This window comes from Methylomonas sp. BW4-1, from assembly GCF_052474385.1.
The window spans coordinates 2,001,398-2,019,763 of the sequence record NZ_CP184125.1 but is presented as its reverse complement, the minus strand read 5'-3'; the positions used below and the strand labels follow the sequence as shown (position 1 = coordinate 2,019,763).

General features: G+C 54.5%; 16 protein-coding genes and 2 pseudogenes. 6 read left to right on the top strand and 12 right to left on the bottom strand.

Translation table 11 applies throughout. The annotated features are described in order from the left end of the window. Positions 1-10: 10 nt before the first annotated feature. A complete protein-coding gene (locus ACH5Y9_RS09310) occupies positions 11-1,021 on the bottom strand; it encodes a hypothetical protein (protein ID WP_445369400.1) in 1,011 nt (336 codons plus the stop codon). 596 nt (positions 1,022-1,617) lie between these two features. Between ACH5Y9_RS09310 and ACH5Y9_RS09305 the strand changes: the two genes are divergently transcribed. After that, complete coding sequence (locus ACH5Y9_RS09305; RefSeq protein ID WP_445369399.1) at positions 1,618-1,911, top strand: DUF6152 family protein; 294 nt, start codon at positions 1,618-1,620, stop codon at positions 1,909-1,911. 192 nt (positions 1,912-2,103) lie between these two features. Then, complete coding sequence (locus tag ACH5Y9_RS09300; RefSeq protein ID WP_445369398.1) at positions 2,104-2,589, top strand: DUF6152 family protein; 486 nt, start codon at positions 2,104-2,106, stop codon at positions 2,587-2,589. Positions 2,590-2,666: 77 nt separating this feature from the next. Here the strand turns inward: ACH5Y9_RS09300 and ACH5Y9_RS09295 are convergent, their stop codons facing one another. From ACH5Y9_RS09295 to fae, 5 genes and pseudogenes are all read right to left on the bottom strand, one after another. Further along, positions 2,667-2,831, bottom strand: a complete 165-nt coding sequence (locus tag ACH5Y9_RS09295; protein WP_445369397.1) for a hypothetical protein — start codon at positions 2,829-2,831, stop codon at positions 2,667-2,669. A 60-nt stretch (positions 2,832-2,891) separates the two neighbouring features. Further along, positions 2,892-3,887, bottom strand: a complete 996-nt coding sequence (locus tag ACH5Y9_RS09290) for a hypothetical protein (protein ID WP_445369396.1) — start codon at positions 3,885-3,887, stop codon at positions 2,892-2,894. 79 nt (positions 3,888-3,966) lie between these two features. Beyond that, positions 3,967-4,584, bottom strand: a complete 618-nt coding sequence (locus ACH5Y9_RS09285) for a redoxin domain-containing protein (RefSeq protein ID WP_445369395.1) — start codon at positions 4,582-4,584, stop codon at positions 3,967-3,969. 20 nt (positions 4,585-4,604) lie between these two features. After that, a complete protein-coding gene (locus ACH5Y9_RS09280; RefSeq protein WP_445369394.1) occupies positions 4,605-6,716 on the bottom strand; it encodes a protein-disulfide reductase DsbD family protein in 2,112 nt (703 codons plus the stop codon). Positions 6,717-6,838: 122 nt separating this feature from the next. After that, a pseudogene (gene fae, locus ACH5Y9_RS09275) lies at positions 6,839-7,282 on the bottom strand (formaldehyde-activating enzyme); the annotation flags it as partial. 44 nt (positions 7,283-7,326) lie between these two features. On the opposite strand from fae, the gene ACH5Y9_RS09270 reads away from it, so the two are divergent. Then, complete coding sequence (locus ACH5Y9_RS09270; protein ID WP_445369393.1) at positions 7,327-8,361, top strand: IS630 family transposase; 1,035 nt, start codon at positions 7,327-7,329, stop codon at positions 8,359-8,361. Between the two features lie 15 nt (positions 8,362-8,376). Here the strand turns inward: ACH5Y9_RS09270 and ACH5Y9_RS09265 are convergent. Both ACH5Y9_RS09265 and smbP read right to left on the bottom strand, forming a co-directional pair. Then, a pseudogene (locus ACH5Y9_RS09265) lies at positions 8,377-8,457 on the bottom strand (aldehyde-activating protein); the annotation flags it as partial. A 136-nt stretch (positions 8,458-8,593) separates the two neighbouring features. Then, positions 8,594-8,929, bottom strand: a complete 336-nt coding sequence (smbP, locus tag ACH5Y9_RS09260) for a small metal-binding protein SmbP (RefSeq protein ID WP_033156354.1) — start codon at positions 8,927-8,929, stop codon at positions 8,594-8,596. 488 nt (positions 8,930-9,417) lie between these two features. Here smbP and ACH5Y9_RS09255 point away from each other — a divergent pair, with 488 nt between their 5' ends. The 3 genes from ACH5Y9_RS09255 to ACH5Y9_RS09245 are packed head-to-tail and all read left to right on the top strand — an operon-like array spanning position 9,418 to position 13,314. Next, a complete protein-coding gene (locus ACH5Y9_RS09255; RefSeq protein WP_033156353.1) occupies positions 9,418-9,891 on the top strand; it encodes a (2Fe-2S)-binding protein in 474 nt (157 codons plus the stop codon). Next, a complete protein-coding gene (locus ACH5Y9_RS09250; protein ID WP_445369392.1) occupies positions 9,888-12,140 on the top strand; it encodes a molybdopterin cofactor-binding domain-containing protein in 2,253 nt (750 codons plus the stop codon). The genes ACH5Y9_RS09255 and ACH5Y9_RS09250 overlap by 4 nt, the downstream gene beginning before the upstream one ends. Before the next feature lie 43 nt (positions 12,141-12,183). After that, on the top strand, positions 12,184-13,314 hold the full coding sequence (locus ACH5Y9_RS09245; RefSeq protein ID WP_445369391.1) for an XdhC family protein: 1,131 nt from the start codon (positions 12,184-12,186) through the stop codon (positions 13,312-13,314). Positions 13,315-13,371: 57 nt separating this feature from the next. Here ACH5Y9_RS09245 and ACH5Y9_RS09240 read toward each other — a convergent pair whose 3' ends face one another. Genes ACH5Y9_RS09240 through ACH5Y9_RS09225 form a run of 4 tightly spaced genes read right to left on the bottom strand, consistent with a single transcriptional unit; the run spans position 13,372 to position 18,363 of the window. Beyond that, on the bottom strand, positions 13,372-14,670 hold the full coding sequence (locus ACH5Y9_RS09240) for a condensation domain-containing protein (protein ID WP_445369390.1): 1,299 nt from the start codon (positions 14,668-14,670) through the stop codon (positions 13,372-13,374). Further along, positions 14,631-15,509 (bottom strand): isochorismatase family protein, encoded by an 879-nt coding sequence (locus ACH5Y9_RS09235; protein ID WP_033156349.1) that lies wholly within the window; start codon positions 15,507-15,509, stop codon positions 14,631-14,633. The genes ACH5Y9_RS09240 and ACH5Y9_RS09235 overlap by 40 nt, the downstream gene beginning before the upstream one ends. Continuing rightward, the gene (locus ACH5Y9_RS09230) at positions 15,506-17,143 is read right to left on the bottom strand and encodes a (2,3-dihydroxybenzoyl)adenylate synthase (protein WP_445369389.1); all 1,638 of its coding nucleotides are present in this window, start codon (positions 17,141-17,143) and stop codon (positions 15,506-15,508) included. Before ACH5Y9_RS09230 ends, ACH5Y9_RS09235 begins: the two co-directional genes overlap by 4 nt. Continuing rightward, positions 17,140-18,363, bottom strand: coding sequence for an isochorismate synthase (locus tag ACH5Y9_RS09225; RefSeq protein ID WP_445369388.1), 1,224 nt, complete (start codon positions 18,361-18,363; stop codon positions 17,140-17,142). The genes ACH5Y9_RS09230 and ACH5Y9_RS09225 overlap by 4 nt, the downstream gene beginning before the upstream one ends. Positions 18,364-18,366: the final 3 nt, after the last annotated feature.

Genomic DNA, 18,366 nt, shown 5'->3' with positions numbered 1-18,366 from the left:
GTTTTCGCGATTATTTTACGGTTTTCTTAAAATCCTCTAATATAGAAGAAGCTAAGGGAAAAATTAAAGACAATATTGTTATAAATAGAACTAAAGAGTTGATAGCAAAAGAAGGCTTGTCTATAGTCACTATTTCGACTATCGATGTAGTAAATAAAAACTTAAAAGCCATGAAAATAAATATTGAGTGATAGCTTAGCGCAGCTATATTTGAGCTTAGCCATTTTATAAAAGAGTTATTGTCAACTGCATTCGTAAAGTGTATCGATAAAGGGTAAGCCCAAAAAGGGGGGTCATTAACTGAAGGTTTAAAATGGTAATTCTTATAGGACTCCAAAACTCGCATACGAAAAAAAATGGCAGTTATACTTAATCCGCAACAACAAACAGGCCATAAAGCTATTATTGCCTTATCCTCCAGGTTTAAATCCAATAAAGGGAGTTTAAATTGTTTTCCTTCTAATCTTTTCTCTAACTCGGATTGACTCACATATAAGTCGGATACTTGTTTTTTGACTTTTAAAAAAAGATCGACCTTGTCTTTATCGAGAATTGAAGACCTCGTAGTATTTTTTGAGCTTTGATGCCTTGCCTGATTTGAGGGGGTAACCGCATTGATGCTTAGTTTAATATCGGAGTTATTCTTTTGTATGTTCAAAACCATATCAAGTTTACTGCTTTTGTCCAGAACAACTTTATTCTTAACATTCTTTGCGTTTAAGTGATTTTCTCTGCTTGGATTTTGGTCTTTGCCCGTCTGCAACTGTTCATCAGCTACCTTAGTAATTTTATTAACGCAAAAATCTTCGTCGTCATTGTTTATGGGATGATCTCGATTTGTCGTTAATTTTTCGCAAATTTGTTTATGTAGCTCTATTGAAAGCTTTTCAAGCTCAAATATATGTGATTTTTGGATGCGTATAGCGTCCTTTATTTTTTTAGCTTCTTCCGTCTCTGTGAGTCCAGGAAGTATCACTATCAGGAGAGTTAAAAACAAACTGGCGCTGTACCAAGCGAGCACCTTATTTCCGTTAGCGATTATCCCAATCATCAGTTTTAGTCTGGAACAGATATTTTGAAAAAAATTTTCTTTCGACGACGTTTACACCGTATATTTGAGTCAATCTGGATAGACCATCTCTAAATCCAAGGCAGGGCGGAGCGGCAGCGATACCCAGTTTTAATAGATTTTTGCTGGGTTTCATTATCATTCAACCCAGCCTATTTCTGCAACCCAACTTCGGCTTATCGTCAAGTTGCAGACGTTATATAACTACAGCGATTGGTGCTTTTGCGTCGATTTTGACAGTTCGCCAATCTCAAAAGCCGGCATTTTTTTACTGATTGAATCGTATCTGAATAGGTGCCCGATTCGCAGTTAACAGCAAAACAGTTGTCCTCTCCGATAAATCGTCTTCCTGTCTTTGATCGCCACTTGGTCGTCATTCACAAAGTAATTAACGCTAAAACAGTGGCTTAGCTAAATAAGCAATCTTAGTTATCCCGTTGCTATGGATTATGGGCCTGGTTTTTGCTGAATGCGGGCGATGACGTGGAAAGTTAAGCAAACTATTTTCCGCGATTGATTTTTTAGCGAATTAGCGGAGGACATATCGAATGAACACGAAAGGCAAACTGGTAAGCGTGATAGTTGTTGGCGGCCTACTTTCCCTGACAGCACCGCCAGCCCATGCCCACCACGCCTTTTCCGCCGAGTTCGACGCCGAACAACCCATAGAGTTAAAAGGCGTGGTCACCAAGCTGGAACTTGTCAATCCGCATAGCTGGCTATACCTGTCGGATATGGCTGATCGATGTCGCCAGTTCTCTAGCAGACATGCCTCTCATTCAGGTTCTAAGAATCCAATCCACTCGTATTTTTTCAATTGTCGCCCGATTACCTCCTTATGAGGTCGTTTTATGGCCAAAGGCGCGAACATGGCAATTTAGGTGACGATGCGTGCCCGAGTGGGGAATATCCTCGCTAGCTATACCATCTGGATTGTCAGATTAATTAATTCATTCGTGCGCCAATCCGGATTTTCCCTGTCGAATTCATGTAGACGGGTTACCAAGTATCCGGGCGGCACGCAAAATCACCTCATGGTTACCGCCGAGTGGTGCGTCGGCACATCCCAGCCCCGTGGAGGTGCCGACGAGGCGTGCAGCGGTGCGCACGGGCGCTTGCGGCGTACCGCCGAGCACTTTGTGGATGCCCCTATAGCCCCGCGGGGCACAGCCAAAGCTTTCGGTGGTGCCGCTGGATCTATTTTCGGTGCGCATGCGCGGCTTGGGCATACCGCCGGAATTGCTCGAAGGATGTTGTGCCGCTGCTGCGACGTGAAGCAAACCGACGGCAGCGCCAAGAATTGGGGATTCGAATTCGGCGCGCCATTCAGTCTGAAACAAAAAGGCATCACCAAAGCCAGCCTGCCGGTCGGCAGCGAAGTCACCATCCAGGGTTACCGCGCCAAGAACGGTAAGGATTTTGGCTATGCGGTGACCACCGTGTTGTCCGACGGCCGTAGCGTTAAAACCGGCGGCGCTCAGGATGCGCCGGGGGCGCAAGCCAACGGCCAGGCGCAATAAACCGAATCGGATTTGTTTGAATATAAATATTACGGAATATACCCTCAATGAGTTCACCCAATAACGGTCCGTCATCGCTACAGATTGCGCTGATGCTGGCCAGCGGCTTGATATTGCTGTTTCTGGCTACCGGCGACGCCGGTGCGGCCGGCCCTAAAATCCCCCGGCTTGCCAACGGCAAACCCGACTTTTCCGGCATCTGGCAAACCACCAGCGCCGCCGATTACGACCTGGAACCGCACAGCAACCGCAAGGACGCTCCGCCCGGCGCCGGCATCGTCGAAGGCCACTATCTGCCTTATTTACCTATTGACTGTACAGGCTTGATTTGTCGATGCGGTAGCTGTCGCCTCCAAACGATGGGTAATAAAACCGCGAAAATGCCCAACGGCGGTCGCGGCCAAATCCCATTGCGAAGCGCCCGGTATATCCACCTGTTCAATCGGGTCCAATACCGACTCGAACCAGGCCGGCACGGCCCGGCTATAGGTAAACATGTTTTTGGTAATGTTATCGGCTTCGGAGCTGGCAACCACCATCAATGGGTTTGTCTGCACGGGGCGACTCGTTGCAGCGACTCGGTGGATGGCCGCGCGCAGATCGGCAAAGCGTCTGGCTTCAACTGCCGGATTGACCAACAACACCAGGTCGCCAAAGCGGGCTTGGTCGCCGCGTCCCTTTTGCAAACGTTGCAACCAGATCGGTTGCAAGGCGTTTAACATCACGGATGCGCCCAGACTATGGCCTATGGTCAGCAAACGGTTATCCGGATCGGCATCGTGTTTGACGACAGTCTCGACATTCAACAAGAAATCCAGAATTTGGTTTTGGCCCAGGCGTTCGCTGACCGACCGCCGACTCCAAAAGGTCAAGGCCCGCAACCAGGGCGTTTCCACTGTTTCGCCGCGCCAGCCCAGGTACACGCCAATCACTCGGTAATGCGGATTGCGCAGCTTGATGTCGCGCAAACTTTCCTTGAAACGGCGGACGTTGTTATCGCTGTCCTTGGCATTGTGGTGCCAGCCGTGGGTATAAAGCACCACATATTGCGGTTGTTGGCTGTCTTGCAACCACGCTAATACGGCATCGGACTGGCGTTGATCGTAGAAACGGCCGTCGTCGTCGAATTCCACGAAACCCAAGGTGTAACCATCTTGCGGGTTGACGACTAAATTGGCGGCGCTGCAATCCGCTCCGGCATTGGCTAGACAAGGTTTTACACTGATATTGGTACGGAAATATTCTTGGGGAGCGCAAGCTGATAGCAGTATCAGCATGGCGAACAGTAATCTGCTCATAAGGCGATGACGAGGACAGAGACACAAGGTTTTGCGTCACTGTCCCACTCATCAAAGGTAATTTCAGCTACTGCAGGCATCAGCCGGCATATTTGACGGTGCAGCCGTAAGGTTTGGTTGCTGCTTTGCTGATGGGTTTACCTGCCGCCAATTCTTTTAGTGCTGAAGAAATATAATTTTCAGCCGTCGCGATGTCGGCCTGGTCTGCCGAGGCAATGCTGTCTATGCCGCCCTTATAAAGTAAAACCCCTTTGGGGTCGATGATGAACAATTGCGGGGTATTGGTGGCGCCGTACAATTTGCCCACGGCACCATCCGGATCGAACAAGGTGTTGGCGGGTGTTGCGTTGCGCTCTTGATTAAGTTTTTTTGCGGTTGCCGCGTCGACAAAGCCTTGTTTACCAGGCGCGGAAGAAATGATTTGCAACCAGACGATGTTTTGGCTTTGGGCCTGTTTTTGCAAATTGGGAATATTGCCGGATTGGTAATGTTTTTGCACAAACGGGCAGTCGGCATTGGTCCATTCCAGAATCACGGTTTTGCCGCGTAGCGCCGCCAAACTCAAGGTGCCGCCATCGGCTGCCGCCGCGGAAAATGCCGGTGCCGGCTGGCCTACTACTGGCTCTGCTTTGGCGGGGGCCGGCATTAAAAGCATTAAACTAACGGTCATCAATCCGAACAAACGCTGAGAAAACATAAATACTCCATTGCTGATGGTTAAAGACGAGCGCCTTGAATGGCGCCGATAACGAGATCGGGGGTCAGAATTTGCGGTAATACCATCGCCTCCTGCGCTCCCGGTCCGAAATACAAATACAAGGGCACGCCGCTGCGACCAAATTGGCTCAATACCTTGGCGATACCCGCATCACGGTTGGTCCAGTCGCCTTTTAGGTAAGTCACCTCGGCGTTGTGAAATGCGCCGCGAACCGCTTCGCTACTCAAGGCAACCCGTTCATTCACTAAGCAGGTGATGCACCAGTCGGCGGTGAAGTTGACGAACACCGGTTTGCCTTCACTGCGTAATTGGGCCAGTTTTTCTGCGCTGTAAGCTTGCCAGTGTTGATTTTTGCTGTCTGTTGGATAGCTCAGCTGGGACGAGGTCTGGATGCCCAGTTCGCCGGCCAGCAAGGCCAGCAGTAAAGTGACGCAGGAGCTGGTATGGATGACGCGGCGTTTAAGTTGGGTGGTGTTTCGGCTAATTTGAATTAACCAGACCGCGAGGGCAACCAACACACAGCCGCCCAGAGCACCCGCGACGGCTTCCGGGCCGGCCTGACGGGCGAGCACCCAAATCAGCCAAGCGGCGGTAGCGTACATCGGAAAGGCTAGCCCTTGTTTCAGGGTTTCCATCCATGCCCCGGGTTTGGGTAGCCAGCGCTGGAGTATCGGCCACTGACAAAGCAGCCAGTAGGGTAGGGCCAATCCAGTGCCTAAACGCAGGAACACGGCGATCATCGCCGCCGGTGCTTGGGTGATGGCAAAACCAATGGCTGCGCCCATGAACGGCGCGGTGCAGGGGGTGGCCACGACCGCGGCCAACACACCGGTGAAAAAGCTGCCGGCATAACCGTCCCGCGTTGCCAGCTTATGGCCCAAGCCGGTGATGCCGGTGCCGATATTGAATACTCCTGATAAGCTCAAGCCCACCGCAAATATCAAGTAGGCCAGTATCGTCACGAACCACGGTGACTGAAACTGGAAACCCCAGCCGATGCCGGCGCCACCGGCCTTCAGCGCGACCAACACAGCGGCCAATGCGCTGAAACTAAGCAGGATCCCGGCCAGATAGGCCCAACCGTGTCTGCGCGTTTTACCGGGATCGTGAACGGCTTGTTCTATCAATGCCAAGGCTTTTAACGACAACACCGGAAATACGCAGGGCATGAGATTCAATATCAAACCACCGGCCAAGGCCAGTAACAGGGCGGTCGGCAAGGTTTGCTCGGCCAAAGTGGTGGCCGGCGCGGCCTGGACGGGATTTGCCGTGCCAGGCCACGCCGCGCTGATCTGATAAGCGCGCAAAGTATCGCCGCTCGCTACCGTCAGCACGCCGGTCAGTGTTTGTCCGGGGGATAATGGCTGATCGCCGGTTTGCAGGCGGATGTCCAGGCCATCGTCGGCTAAGCTTGTTATTTGCTCGCCAGCATGGGAGATCGGTCCCCATTGGTCGGGATAGAACGCCAGCGCATGCTGGTCTGGCGCGGGTAGTTGTTCGCCAGTCAGGTGTAACCGGAGCGTACCGGCCGGACCCTCAAACAAGCTGGCTTGCCAGGGTAATACCACAGGCCAGGTATTTTGGGCGGCTGTGATCAAAGGATGGGTTGGCCCGACCGCTACTTCCTTTGCCACCACCGGCAACTGGATTGCTAATTCCACCTCTTGGGGAATGCACGCCTCCTCGCAAACTAACCATTTCGCCTTTGCTGAGATGGGCCATTCTGTACCAGGTTCCGCGTTCTCGGCTACCCGCAGCGGCGAGAGTAGGGTGACCGCGTCGTGATAGCCGTAATTGACGACCGGCCCCAGTACGATTTTGCTGGGCGTAGGCCATTGGATCTCGCCCACCGACCAGCCGGCTGGTAGTTGGTATTGAATTTTGGTTGGTAGGCCTGAGTCGCCAGGATTTTTCCAGTAAGTGTGCCAATGCGGAATAATCTGCTGGTGCACGCCAATCAAGATCTCATCACCAGGATGCACGGCAGTATGCGAAGCAATCAGGCTGGCGCTTACCTGATCCGTGGCAGCTTCCGGACTGGGGTTGGCTTGGGTGCATGGCATCCCTAAAACCAGAATGATGCCGAGGATGACGCGATAGACAATTAGCACACTTGCACCCTAGCTTGGTTGAATTACAGGCATGTTAACGTTCGCTGGCGACTTGACTATGCATAACCGAAGCCTGGGTATTGCTAACCCCAGAAAGCCGCTGATCGCCGTCATTACCCGCCTTATACCTTATTGGCTGCGAAAGGATGTTTGGCATCCTGCTTCGCGGCAATCACTTCCTGAGCACTTGGAAAACCGGCGACAGCACGGGCAATCGCTTCCTTGGTGGCTTTGTAGTTGTATTCTTCGATTTTGGCGTCGTCTTCAGCCAGCCAGTGAATGAATACGCCCACGGAAATAAACAAATCGTCGGCTTCGTCGGCGGGAATAATGCCTTCTTCCACCGATTCCGCCACCGCAATGGCTACCGCGCGTTGTGCCGGTCCAAAAATTTGCACGGCTTGTTTCGAGCCTTTGATCGTGACTTTGTTGAACAAGATCGTGGCGGGTTTCACCAGCAAGTTGGGCGCTACCACCGCCAATAAAGTGGAAAAGCCGTCTTTGTTATTGGTTAATGCATTCGCGAAAGCGGTTTCCGCCGCTGAGCCGCGTGGGCCGATAATTACTGCTCTTAAAATAAGTTAAGTCATATTCATGGGATAATATCCCCATGAAATGTAAACGAGATTCAGACGGCCGAGAAATTGATCACCATACTCTGCAAGTGATGCGGCAGCAGGCGGTCAAAGCGGTGAAAAATGGGCAGACTGTGGCGAGCGTGGCGGCAGCGATGGGCGTCAACATTCGCACGGTGTTTCGTTGGTTGTCCGACTTTGCAACGGGCGGTCAAAATGCGCTGCTGGCCAAAAAGATTACCGGACGCCCACCGCTGGTGACGCCCGACGAAATGCGCTGGATCGCCGAGACCGTGCGGGACAAAACCCCCTGGCAAATGAAGTTGGAATTTGGCTTGTGGACCTTGTCGCTAATCGGGGAAGTCATCTATCGCCAGTTTGGCAAACGCCTGACCGCGCCGAGTGTGGGACGAATCATGCGCTTGCTGGGGTTTACCCCGCAAAAGCCCTTGTATCGGGCTTGGCAGCAGGACCCGGTCTTGGTGGAAAAGTGGCAGGCCGACGAGTTTCCAGCATTGCAGGCTGAGGCGAAACGCACGGGGGCGGTGATTTATTTTGCCGATGAAGTCGGCGTGCGTTCTGACTTTCATGCCGGTACTACTTGGGCGCCGGTCGGTCGGACGCCGACCGTGAAGACCACTGGGCGACGATACGGTTTGAATCTGATCTCTGCGGTCAGCGCACGAGGCGATTTTCGCTTCATGGTGCAAGAAGGCAACGTCACCGCCGAGGTGTTTATCGAATTCCTGAAACGTCTGCTACGCGGTGCCGAACAGCCGATTATCTTGGTCGTCGACGGCCATCCGATTCACAAGGCTAAGAGCGTTAAAACGTTTGTGGAGCAACAGCAAGGCCGGTTGCAGTTGGTTTTTCTGCCACCGTACGCGCCACAACTCAATCCGGATGAACAGGTTTGGGGCTATATCAAACCGCGCGTCGCCAAGCAGATGCCGGAAAATAAAATCGAATTAAAGAAACTCGTTCAATCGGCCATGCATCGCTTACAGAAACTCCCGGATGTCGTGAAATCTTTTTTCAGACACCCAGAATGTCAATATGCTGGCGAGTGACAATACTTTCTTTATGAGCAGTAAATCGATATGAGCGATTTCATTGCCTTCGCCGACCAAGGATTCTCCAACCCGCAAATTGGTAATTTTTGCCATTTTAAGTAGTCCCTTTTTTGAAAAAAATGTAAGTAATATTTTTGAAATAATGAATATTTATAATCGGCTACTTCGGTATTTATCCGCAATAGCCGATTAGTTGCGTTTTGTCTGTTATATATTGCGTTACGGTAGTTTAAACATTACCTGCCTTGAAGTGGCCTACGGCTTCTTCGGCATGTTTGGTGGCTACTTCGGCATGGTTTTGTTTGCCGTGCGCAATGGTTTCTTCCAGTGATTTTTTACCTGCGCTGATGTGTGCTTTGGCTTCTCCGGTGGCGGCGCTTTCCGCTTTATCGACGTGAGCCAGGGCTTTTTCCGCATGCTCCACCAATTGATCCGCATGGCCGGCTTTGCCGTGGGTTACGGCATGCTCGGCATGTTTTAAGGATTCGGCAGCATGTTCCTCGGCAAATACGCCGCTGCTGGCAATTAATAAGGCGCTGGTAATCAATGCTACGGTCGTTTTCATAATATCCCCCTGGGAAATGGTTAGTTAATTTACTATTTAAAACCGAGTAATACCTCAATAGTTTATTTATGATTTGTAGGTCTGAATAAACTTAAGAATATAGCGGTTTTAACAATACGAGATAATCCAATATCTGCTGTATCGCCAAATTACTTACTCAATTTATATGCCAGTTTTCAACTTGTTGTTTGCAAAGAAAAAATGCTGATTTATAGGTAGTTTAGGTGTTTGCCTGTCAGCAAAAGTTGCTGACTTGGTGTTGATATATCAGCTATTTCCTGGCTCCTGAGAGGGTAAGTCTGATTGCGATAAGTGACTTGTGTTCTTTTAAAGACTCGAATTTGCTAATAAATGGCTTGGGATTCAACTGTTTACATGGTCTTTGTGTGTAAGGTGTATGCCAATCCTATATAGGTGCGAATTTTGCTTATCTGTGGGTTGCTACGAATGCGCGCCAGATAATTACAACCATCCAATCATCAATTTTTATGAGCAAATACACAGTCAACGTCAACGGGACACAACACACCGTGGATGTTAATCCCGACACGCCCTTGTTGTGGGTGCTGCGCGACCATCTCAATCTAGTCGGTACCAAATTTGGTTGCGGGATAGGCCAGTGTGGTGCCTGTACCGTGCATATCGACGGCCAGCCGACTCGGGCTTGTCTGACGCCGATTTCAAAAATCGGCCAAAGCCGGGTCACCACGATAGAAGGCCTACATCCGACTGGTGAACACCCCTTGCAAAAAGTCTGGCAAGAGCTGGATGTGCCGCAATGCGGGTATTGTCAGGCCGGGCAGATCATGACCGCCGCCGCGCTGCTGAAAAAAAATCCCCGTCCGACCGACGCCGAGATCGATGTCGAACTTGCCGGCAATCTCTGTCGTTGCGGGACTTATTTAAGGATACGTGCCGGCATTCACCGTGCCGCTGAACTCGGTGTCAAGGAGTCGATATGAACGAATACGAATTGGAAAATGCCAGCCGCCGCGATTTTTTGCGCAAGTCCACGCTGGCCGGCGGCGGCTTGGTGTTGGGTTTTTATCTGAATGTGGCCGATAGCGCCGCCAAGCGGGTTGCCAAGCCGGCCACCATTGCGGAAAGCAGCGTGTTGAAACCCAATGCCTTTATTCACATTGCCCCGACCGGCAAGGTGACCTTGATCAGCAAGCAGCCGGAAATAGGCCAGGGCATCAAGACCTCCTTGCCGATGATCATTGCCGAAGAACTTGAGGTTAATTGGCTGGATGTGCAAATCGTGCAGGGCGATTTAGATCCAATTTACGGTAGCCAAAGCGCCGGCGGTTCCCGCTCCACGCGGACCAATTATCAGGAGTTTCATAAACTCGGCGCAACGGCGCGGACGATGCTGATCTTGGCGGCTGCCGAAATCCTGCGGGTGCCCGACACAGAATTGTTCGCCAAAGATAGCGCCGTACATCATCCGGCGAGCGGTAGGCAGCTTATTTATGGGCAGTTGGTGGAAAAGGCGGTGTCGATTCCGGTGCCTGCGCCGGAATCGGTGAAGTTGAAAGACCCTAAAGACTATAAATTACTGGGTACCCGAATCGGCGGCGTGGATAATCCGGCCGTTGTCTCCGGTAAGCCTTTATTCGGCATAGATGTGCAATTGCCCGGTATGTTGTATGCGACCTATCAAAAATGTCCGGCTTTTGGCGGCAAGGTGGTCAGCGCCAACCTGGATAAAATCAAAACACTCCCCGGCGTAAAACATGCCTTTGTCGTTGAGGGCGGAAACAGCTTAAAAGGCTTGTTACCGGGTGTGGCGATTGTCGCCGACTCCACCTGGGCGGCGTTCACCGCCCGTAAGCAACTAGAAGTAGTGTGGGACGAAGGCCCGGCGGCCGCGCAAAGTTGGGCTGGCTTTAGTGCCAAAGCCAAGGAGTTATCAGAGCAGGCCGGCAGTGAAGTCTTGCGTAACGACGGCAACGCGAAGCAAGCTTTGGACGATGCGGACAAAACCGTACAAGCGGTCTACAGCTATCCGTTTATCTCCCACGCCAGCATCGAGCCGCAAAATTGCACGGCCTGGTTTAAAGACGGCGGCATCGAGATTTGGGCGCCGACGCAAAACCCGGAAGCAGGGCAAAAGATCGTCACGGAAACCTTCGGGATTCCTAAAGAGAAAATTACGCTGCATATCACCCGCAGCGGCGGCGGCTTTGGTAGGCGCTTGATTCCAGATTACATCGTCGAATCGGCGGCCATTGCCAAGCAAATCGGCGTACCGGTGAAACTGACCTGGACCCGCGAAGACGATCTGCAACACGATCAATTCCGCGCCGGCGGTTTTCACTTTTTAAAAGGTGGCTTGGATGACAAAGGCAAGCTGGTCGCCTGGCATAACCATTTCGTCACCTTTGCGCATAAAGTGGTGAAGGACGGCAAGGAAACCCTGGAACTGGGCAGCGGCGCCAACCTGTCCGGCGACGAATTTCCGGGACGCTGGGTGGAAAACTGTCTGCTGGAACAAACGCCGTTGGAATGCAATATCCCGATGGGGCCATGGCGGGCGCCCCGCAGTAATGTGTTCGCTTGGGTGTTTCATAGTTTTATCGACGAACTGGCGCATGCCGCCGGCCGCGATCCCTTGCAGTTTCGCTTGGAAATCCTGGGCGATAAGGGCTTTATTCCCGGCACCGGCCAGCAAGGTATCCCTTACGATGTGAATCGGATGAAGCATGTATTGCAGCACGTCGCGGAAAAATCCGAGTGGGGCAAGAAAACTTTCCCGCGCGGCCAAGGGCAGGGCATAGCCTTTCATTTCAGCCATCTGGGTTACATCGCCCAGGTTGCGGAAGTTACGGTCTCCAAAGACGGCAAGCTTAAAGTGGATAGAGTCGTGGTGGCTACCGACATCGGCGCGCAGATCGTCAATCTCAGTGGTGCGGAAAACCAGGTGCAGGGCTCGGTCATTGATGGTCTGGGAGCCTTGATGTTTCAGGAGTTGAATATCGAAAAAGGCCGGATCGTACAAAGCAATTTCGGCGAATATCCGATGATCCGTATTGCCGATACGCCGATGCGGGTGGATGTGCATTTTCTGAAAACCGACTATCCGGTCACCGGTCTGGGTGAACCAGCACTGCCGCCATTGGCGCCGGCAGTGTGCAATGCGATCTTCGCCGCTACCGGTGTGCGGGTCCGGCAATTGCCGTTATTGCGTACCGATTTGAGCTGGAGTTGATATGGCTAGTACAATCGCCGGCACACCCGCAAGCGAGTAAATCATGGCCAATAAAATCAATCATCTGCTCGAAGCCTATCGGCAACTGCAACGCGACGGCGCCGACAGCGTGCTGGCGACCATTATCGAAACCTTTGGCTCGACGTACCAAAAGGCCGGCGCGCGGATGCTGATCACCAACACCGGCGAGTTGGTCGGTTTGCTGGGTGGCGGCTGCTTTGAGCGGGACTTGGTCGAACAGGCATCTGCGGTGTTCGAAACTGGCGATGCCAAAACGCTGTTTTACGACATGCGTTCCGGCGAAGACGCGATTTGGGGTTTGGGCCTGGGTTGTAACGGCGCTGTTCGGGTGTTGCTGCAATTATTGAAAGCTGAGCAAGAATTTAGTCCCTTGAATCTGCTGGTCGAAGCCGCCGAAGCTCAAGCGTATGGGGTATTGGTGACCGTGTTCGAGTCCGCGCATGCGGATTTCCCGTCCGGCCGCAGCCAGTTCTTGCCGGCCGCCATCGTCGGCGAGCAACCGATCTTGCCCAGCGCGCCGTTTCCCTTTGCCACAGCGGCACTGCAAACAGCCTTGCAACAAAAACCGCGCATCGAAACGCATCAGCTTGACGGCCAGGAGATCAAAGCCTTTTACGACCCAGTGCAGTCGCCTTGGCACTTGCTGATATTCGGCGCTGGTGCCGACGCGATACCGCTGGTGATCACCGCTAAATCGGTGGGTTGGCGCGTGACCTTGGTCGATCACCGGCCCGCGAATATCAAACCAGAGCGCTTTCCTTTAGCCGATCAATTATTGCATTTGACCCCGGAACAGGTGGCGGCGCAGCTGGATTTAAATCGCTTCAATGCCATCATGCTGATGACCCATAACGTCGAATACGATCAGCGCTACCTGCAAGCCATCGTGCATTGCCGGGTGCCGTTTATCGGATTGCTGGGTCCGGCGCATCGCAAACAACGATTACTGCAAAGCCTGGGCGACGATGCCGCGCTGATGGCCGAACGGGTATTCGGTCCGGTCGGTTTGGACATCGGCGCGCAAACGCCGGAAGAAATTGCCTTGTCTATCGTGGCGGGCATCCATGCGCAGCTCAACGGCCGCAGCGGCTTGCAATTAGGCTATGACGTAGTCGCTATCAAGCATGAATGCAGCCATAGCCAAGCCCAGTAAATTCGGTGAGGCCGGAGTATAAGGCTAAATTTGGGTTATGCGAGCGGGGCCTGACGACTAAGACGACTCCAACGCTTGCGCCAGATAATCGGTTATGCCGAGCCAATGTTTGCGCAACGTTGGCTCGTCGTAATTTTCCTCGCGCCCATCCAGATCAAGGACAATAGCATCGCCTCGGGCCATGAACACCGCAGCCAGATCTTCCACCGGCCCCGCCGCCAAGGTATGAGTGAGGGCTCGGCAGGGTCCGAAACGCGACGGTGGCTCGAACGGCATGACATTGATTTCGGTGCCGAGCAGGCCGCGCGGATAACCGGCATCTTCCAGATCGAATTCCAAATGCTCGAAACGGTAACGTTGATGTGGTCTATGTCGGGCTAAATCCCGGCGCAGGCGGCGAGCCGCATTGGCTAGATCCAGTTCTTCGACCTGCCGGAGCGGCAAGGGCATGACGTTCATGGCGCTGCACGGAGTGCGGGCAACCGCCCCCGACGCGCGAAGCATCGTAGTCAGGCCGAGTACCGTGTCGCGACCGTAACCGTATCGGGCCAAATAGCCGGCAAAACCGGCAATCAATAACTCCGGCCAACTCAAATCCAGCTCCAGCGCACGGCGCTTAAGGCTTAGACACACTGCGTCCGGCAAGGCCCCTCCGATTCGGCGGCCGCGGCCGATTCCGGGCGTGGGATGGGGTGACAGGGACTTGGGTTGCAACCCGGCTAGTTCGGCGAGCCAATATCGGCGGTCGTCCTCACGATCAAACGAATTCTGATAGGCCTGATCGGCTTCCAAAATGGCGTCCAGGGTGCCAAAAGCAGCCGCTGCCAAAGGCTTGCCGGATAGCAGCGCCTCGTAGTAAACGGCAACTCGCCGTGCAATGAGCTGGAAGCCGTAGCCGTCCAGCAGTAGGTGGTGCGCGCGATGTAGCCAGACGTGGCGCTCAGCCCCCCGGCGATAGAGCTTATGCTCATAAAGATAGCCGGCGGCGGGATTGAAGGCTTGTTGTAGTTGCACGAACAGTTCGGCCATGAATGCCGTCTGGCTAAGCTGTTCGGCGGGCGCTACCGCCAAAGTCGGCGGGCTATACTCGACGCGCTGCTGCCGATAAGTCCCGTCCATCTCGACGATGCGGACCTGCAGCGCGTCAGCTTCGCGCAACGTGGCCTGCAGGGCTTGTGTAAACAATTCGTAATCGAGTGGGCCGTCTAGTTCGGTGTATTCGGCGGCATAAAAGACGCTGGCTTCGCCGGCGAGTTGTTGGCCAAGCAGGACACCTGTCTGTGCTTGGGTTAAGGGCAGACCGGGTTGATCGCGTATCATCGTCTGTCTGCCTTCGCGGCGGCAGAGTCTTGCCACAAAGCGTGCCAGGCTCTCAGTGTCGGCAACGGCGCCAACTCTGCGAACTCGGCAGCGAATCCGCGTTGGCGCCAACGCTGCATCAATGTCATCAGCGCCAGCGAATCCAAGCCCATCAGCAATAGATCGTCGTCATCGCCCAATAGAGCCGGGTTGATTGCCATCGCTTCCGCAATTTCGCGACGTAATGCGTCCAGGCTGGGACTAAGCGATTCCAAAGCGACCATTGCATCGCGGCTGCTGAGAACGCATGCGCAACGCCCGGCGGCATAGCGCAAGGCTTGTTCGTGCTCTTCGCGTGAAAAATCGGCCAGCGCATCGCCAACCAAAAAGGCTTGGATATCCAGCATGAAGGCTTCCGCAGCCGTCATCAGACAGCCAATATGGGCATAGACGCCGCAAATCACCAGCTGATCGCGCCCCAGCGCGCGCAGGTGCGTCTCCAGGTCGCTGCGCTTGAAAGCGCTGTAGCGCGCTTTCGGGAACACCGTGTCTTCCGGGTTGGGTGCAACAGCATCGACAATACGTTCCAGCGCCGGATCGTTCGCTAAGCCGGGCCCCCAAAAATCGTTGAGCAGCCCGCGCTCGGTCGGCGCCTGTCCGCCGCGTTGCGCCGTGTACATAACCGGCATGCCGGCAGAGCGGCAGGCGGCGATCAGGTCGGTGCAATTGCGCAGCAGCGCCGGGATCGGCGGCTGGGATGGTTCGAAAAAATTCAGAAAATACTGTTGCATGTCGTGCACGAGTAATACGGCACGGCTTGGGTCCAAGCGCCAGTTCGCTTTTCCGGTGGGTAGTTGTTCTGGAAGGTCGTATGGCGGGATGCGGGGTATGCTCATGTCGGTGTTCGTGTCAGGTTAAGCGCCAGCGCCCGCAGCTGCGGTTTCGCAATTTTGCCTGGCGCGGTAAGCGGTAAGCGGTCAATGAATTCGATTCGGTCGGGAATTTTATGTGCGGCCAGTCCGCAGTGATCGCGTAAGTGCAATTTCAGCCCTAGCGCGATTCGCGCCGGCGCTTCCTCCGAGTCCGGCTCGGCCAATTCGACGAAGGCGTAACTGCGTTCGCCCAGGCGTGCGTCCGGTATAGCCACCAGCGCCGCGTTGCGTACGCGCGGATGGCTGAGCAAATGCTGCTCCACTTCTGCGGCGGCAATCTTTTCGCCCGCACGGTTGATTTGATCTTTGCTCCGGCCCATCACCTGTAAACTGCCATCGGCGCGGCGCCTGACCAAATCGCCGGTACGATAAAAACCGTCCACGGTAAATGCCTTGCGGTTATGCTCGTCGGCGCGCCAATAGCCTCGAATGGTATAGGGACCGCGGGTCAGCAGATGGCCGGTCTCGCCGTCGGCCAGCACTCGGTCCTCGTCGTCGACTATGCGGATCTCGTCGCCGGGCGACATAGGCCGGCCCTGGGTTTCCAGAATGACATCGGGATCGTCGTCCAGCCGAGTGTAAGTGACCAAACCCTCGGCCATGCCAAATACCTGCTGCAGTGCGCAACCGAACACCGGTTTAATGCGGGCGGCGACTTCCGCTGCCAGACTGGCGCCGCCCACCTGGACCAGGCGCAGACTGCCAAGCGGAGGACGCAGACTTGTAGCGCGCTCCAGCCACGCCAAAAGCAGCGACGGCACCAATGCTACATGGCTGACCGCTTCGGCGGCGATCAGCATAAAAGCTGCGTCCGGCTCTGGTCGAGTCAACAACACGATGCGGCCACCGGAATATAAGGTGCCCAGCGTGCCGGGCGAACTTAACGGAAAGTTGTGTGCGACTGGCAAGGCCGCCAGATACACGGTAGCGGCGTCGAAACCGCAAATATCCACACTGGTCCTGACACTGTAAAGATAATCGTCGTGCGTGCGCGGAATCAGCTTGGGCGTTCCGGTACTGCCGCCGGAAAGTTGTAACAGCGCTACCGCTGCTGGGTCCTGGTCCGGCAGCGCCAACGGCTTCACATAAAGGCTTTGCAAAGGTACGAATTCCTCCGCCGCGCCGGCCACGATCACGTGGCGCAAACACGGTGCCAATGCCAGTGTTTCCCGCGCTAGCAAGCGGTAATCGTATCCGTCGTGGCGATCCGGTATCACGTAGGCGGCGGCTTCGGCCAGCTGGCAGAACGCGGCGATTTCGGCGCGACGATGCCCAGGCAGCGCCAGCACCGGGATCAGACCGAGGCGAAAACAGCCAAAACACACCGCAAAAAACTCGGCGATGTTGGGTAATTGCACCACTACACGTTCGCCGGTGCGCAAACCCAATTGCGCAAACCCGGTCGCCAACTGATCGGCCCGTTCGTCGAGCTCGCGGTACGACCAGCGCCGCGCGCCGCAGACCAATGCGATACGTTCACTGTAGCGCTGCGCCGATTCGCGTAACAAAGCGCCCAAGGTTTGGTTTTGCCACCAACCCTGTTCGCGATAGGACCTGACCAACTCGTCCGGCCACGGCGTGAAATCGGATGCCGTCATACGCCATCCCCCTGCAGTGCGTCCAGCAAGGTGCGAAATTTGGCCGAGGTTTCGGCCACTTCCCGCCAAGGTTCGGAATCCGCGACGATGCCGGCGCCGGCGAATAGCTTGGCGCGATTGGCTTCGATTTCCGCGCAACGTATCGTCACTGCCCATTCACCGTCGCCGTTGGCGTCGCACCAGCCCACCAGGCCGGTGAACAGGCCGCGATCAAAGTCTTCCAATTGCTCAATGGCTTGGCGAGCCAGATCGCGTGGTTCGCCGCATACGGCCGGTGTCGGGTGCAAGGCTATGGCCAAGTCAAAGGAGCTGGGGGCATAGTGGCTTAATTGTCCGCAGATCCGAGTGGAAAGATGCCAGACGCGGGGCGTCGCAATCAACTCCGGAACCGGCGGCACCTCTAGGGTGCGGCAATAGGGCCGCAAGGTGTCCGCTACGGCAGCCACCACTAGCGCGTGTTCGTGGCGGTCCTTGGCAGAGTGCAACAAGCGGCGGGATCGCGCCAGATCCTCGCCAGGGTCGATGCTGCGCGGTTCGGTACCGGCAATTGGATTGGCCAATACCTGTGTGCCTTTGCGCCGCAACAATAGTTCAGGACTGGCACCTATCAAGCGGCGGACACCTCCCGATACAGTGGGCAAATCGACGGCAAAGGTGTAACCGGCTGCATTGCGCGCCGCCAGATTGCGTAACACGCCGGCCTGATCGACATCGCTCTCGCCCACCACTTCCAGCATTCGGGACAGCACGACTTTTTTTAAGGCTGATTGCCGTATCAAGTCCAACGCTTGTTGCACCTGTTGGGCATAGACCGCCGGTGTTGGCCGCTCTTGAGTTACAGAACTGCGTATGGTCGCTTTCGTCCTGGCTATTGCGTGGCGCGTGAGGCGGTCCGCCGTTGCCATTTGCTGGGGAATAAACAATACCGGATCGGCTTCGGGAGCAAACGGCAGCGCGCCCACCGCAATAGCCGGCGTATCGTCTTTTTGCCTGACATCGGCGAACAAACGTTGCAGAGCGGCGGCTGTCGGCTCTCCGGGATGGCGGGTTAACCTAGCCCGGATGCCGCTACCAAGCAGGGTACGCTCGGGAGAGCCCAAGAAAAAACTGGAGCCGGCGCCATAGCGATGCAGCAGCTCAATTGCCGTGGGCTGTTGGTCGCCCATCCGCTCGGTCGTGGCGGCGTTTACGGAAAACAACTGACTTGTGTCGGTATACATAGG

Excerpts from the sequence above, each read along its gene's own strand:
- ACH5Y9_RS09290 (WP_445369396.1), bottom strand. The coding sequence starts at position 3,887 with ATGAGCAGATTACTGTTCGCCATGCTGATACTGCTATCAGCTTGCGCT.
- smbP (WP_033156354.1), bottom strand. The coding sequence starts at position 8,929 with ATGAAAACGACCGTAGCATTGATTACCAGCGCCTTATTAATTGCCAGC.
- ACH5Y9_RS09285 (WP_445369395.1), bottom strand. The coding sequence starts at position 4,584 with ATGTTTTCTCAGCGTTTGTTCGGATTGATGACCGTTAGTTTAATGCTT.
- ACH5Y9_RS09255 (WP_033156353.1), top strand. The coding sequence starts at position 9,418 with ATGAGCAAATACACAGTCAACGTCAACGGGACACAACACACCGTGGAT.
- ACH5Y9_RS09245 (WP_445369391.1), top strand. The coding sequence starts at position 12,184 with ATGGCCAATAAAATCAATCATCTGCTCGAAGCCTATCGGCAACTGCAA.
- ACH5Y9_RS09300 (WP_445369398.1), top strand. The coding sequence starts at position 2,104 with ATGGTTACCGCCGAGTGGTGCGTCGGCACATCCCAGCCCCGTGGAGGT.
- ACH5Y9_RS09225 (WP_445369388.1), bottom strand. The coding sequence starts at position 18,363 with ATGTATACCGACACAAGTCAGTTGTTTTCCGTAAACGCCGCCACGACC.
- ACH5Y9_RS09270 (WP_445369393.1), top strand. The coding sequence starts at position 7,327 with ATGAAATGTAAACGAGATTCAGACGGCCGAGAAATTGATCACCATACT.
- ACH5Y9_RS09235 (WP_033156349.1), bottom strand. The coding sequence starts at position 15,509 with ATGAGCATACCCCGCATCCCGCCATACGACCTTCCAGAACAACTACCC.
- ACH5Y9_RS09230 (WP_445369389.1), bottom strand. The coding sequence starts at position 17,143 with ATGACGGCATCCGATTTCACGCCGTGGCCGGACGAGTTGGTCAGGTCC.
- ACH5Y9_RS09305 (WP_445369399.1), top strand. The coding sequence starts at position 1,618 with ATGAACACGAAAGGCAAACTGGTAAGCGTGATAGTTGTTGGCGGCCTA.
- ACH5Y9_RS09250 (WP_445369392.1), top strand. The coding sequence starts at position 9,888 with ATGAACGAATACGAATTGGAAAATGCCAGCCGCCGCGATTTTTTGCGC.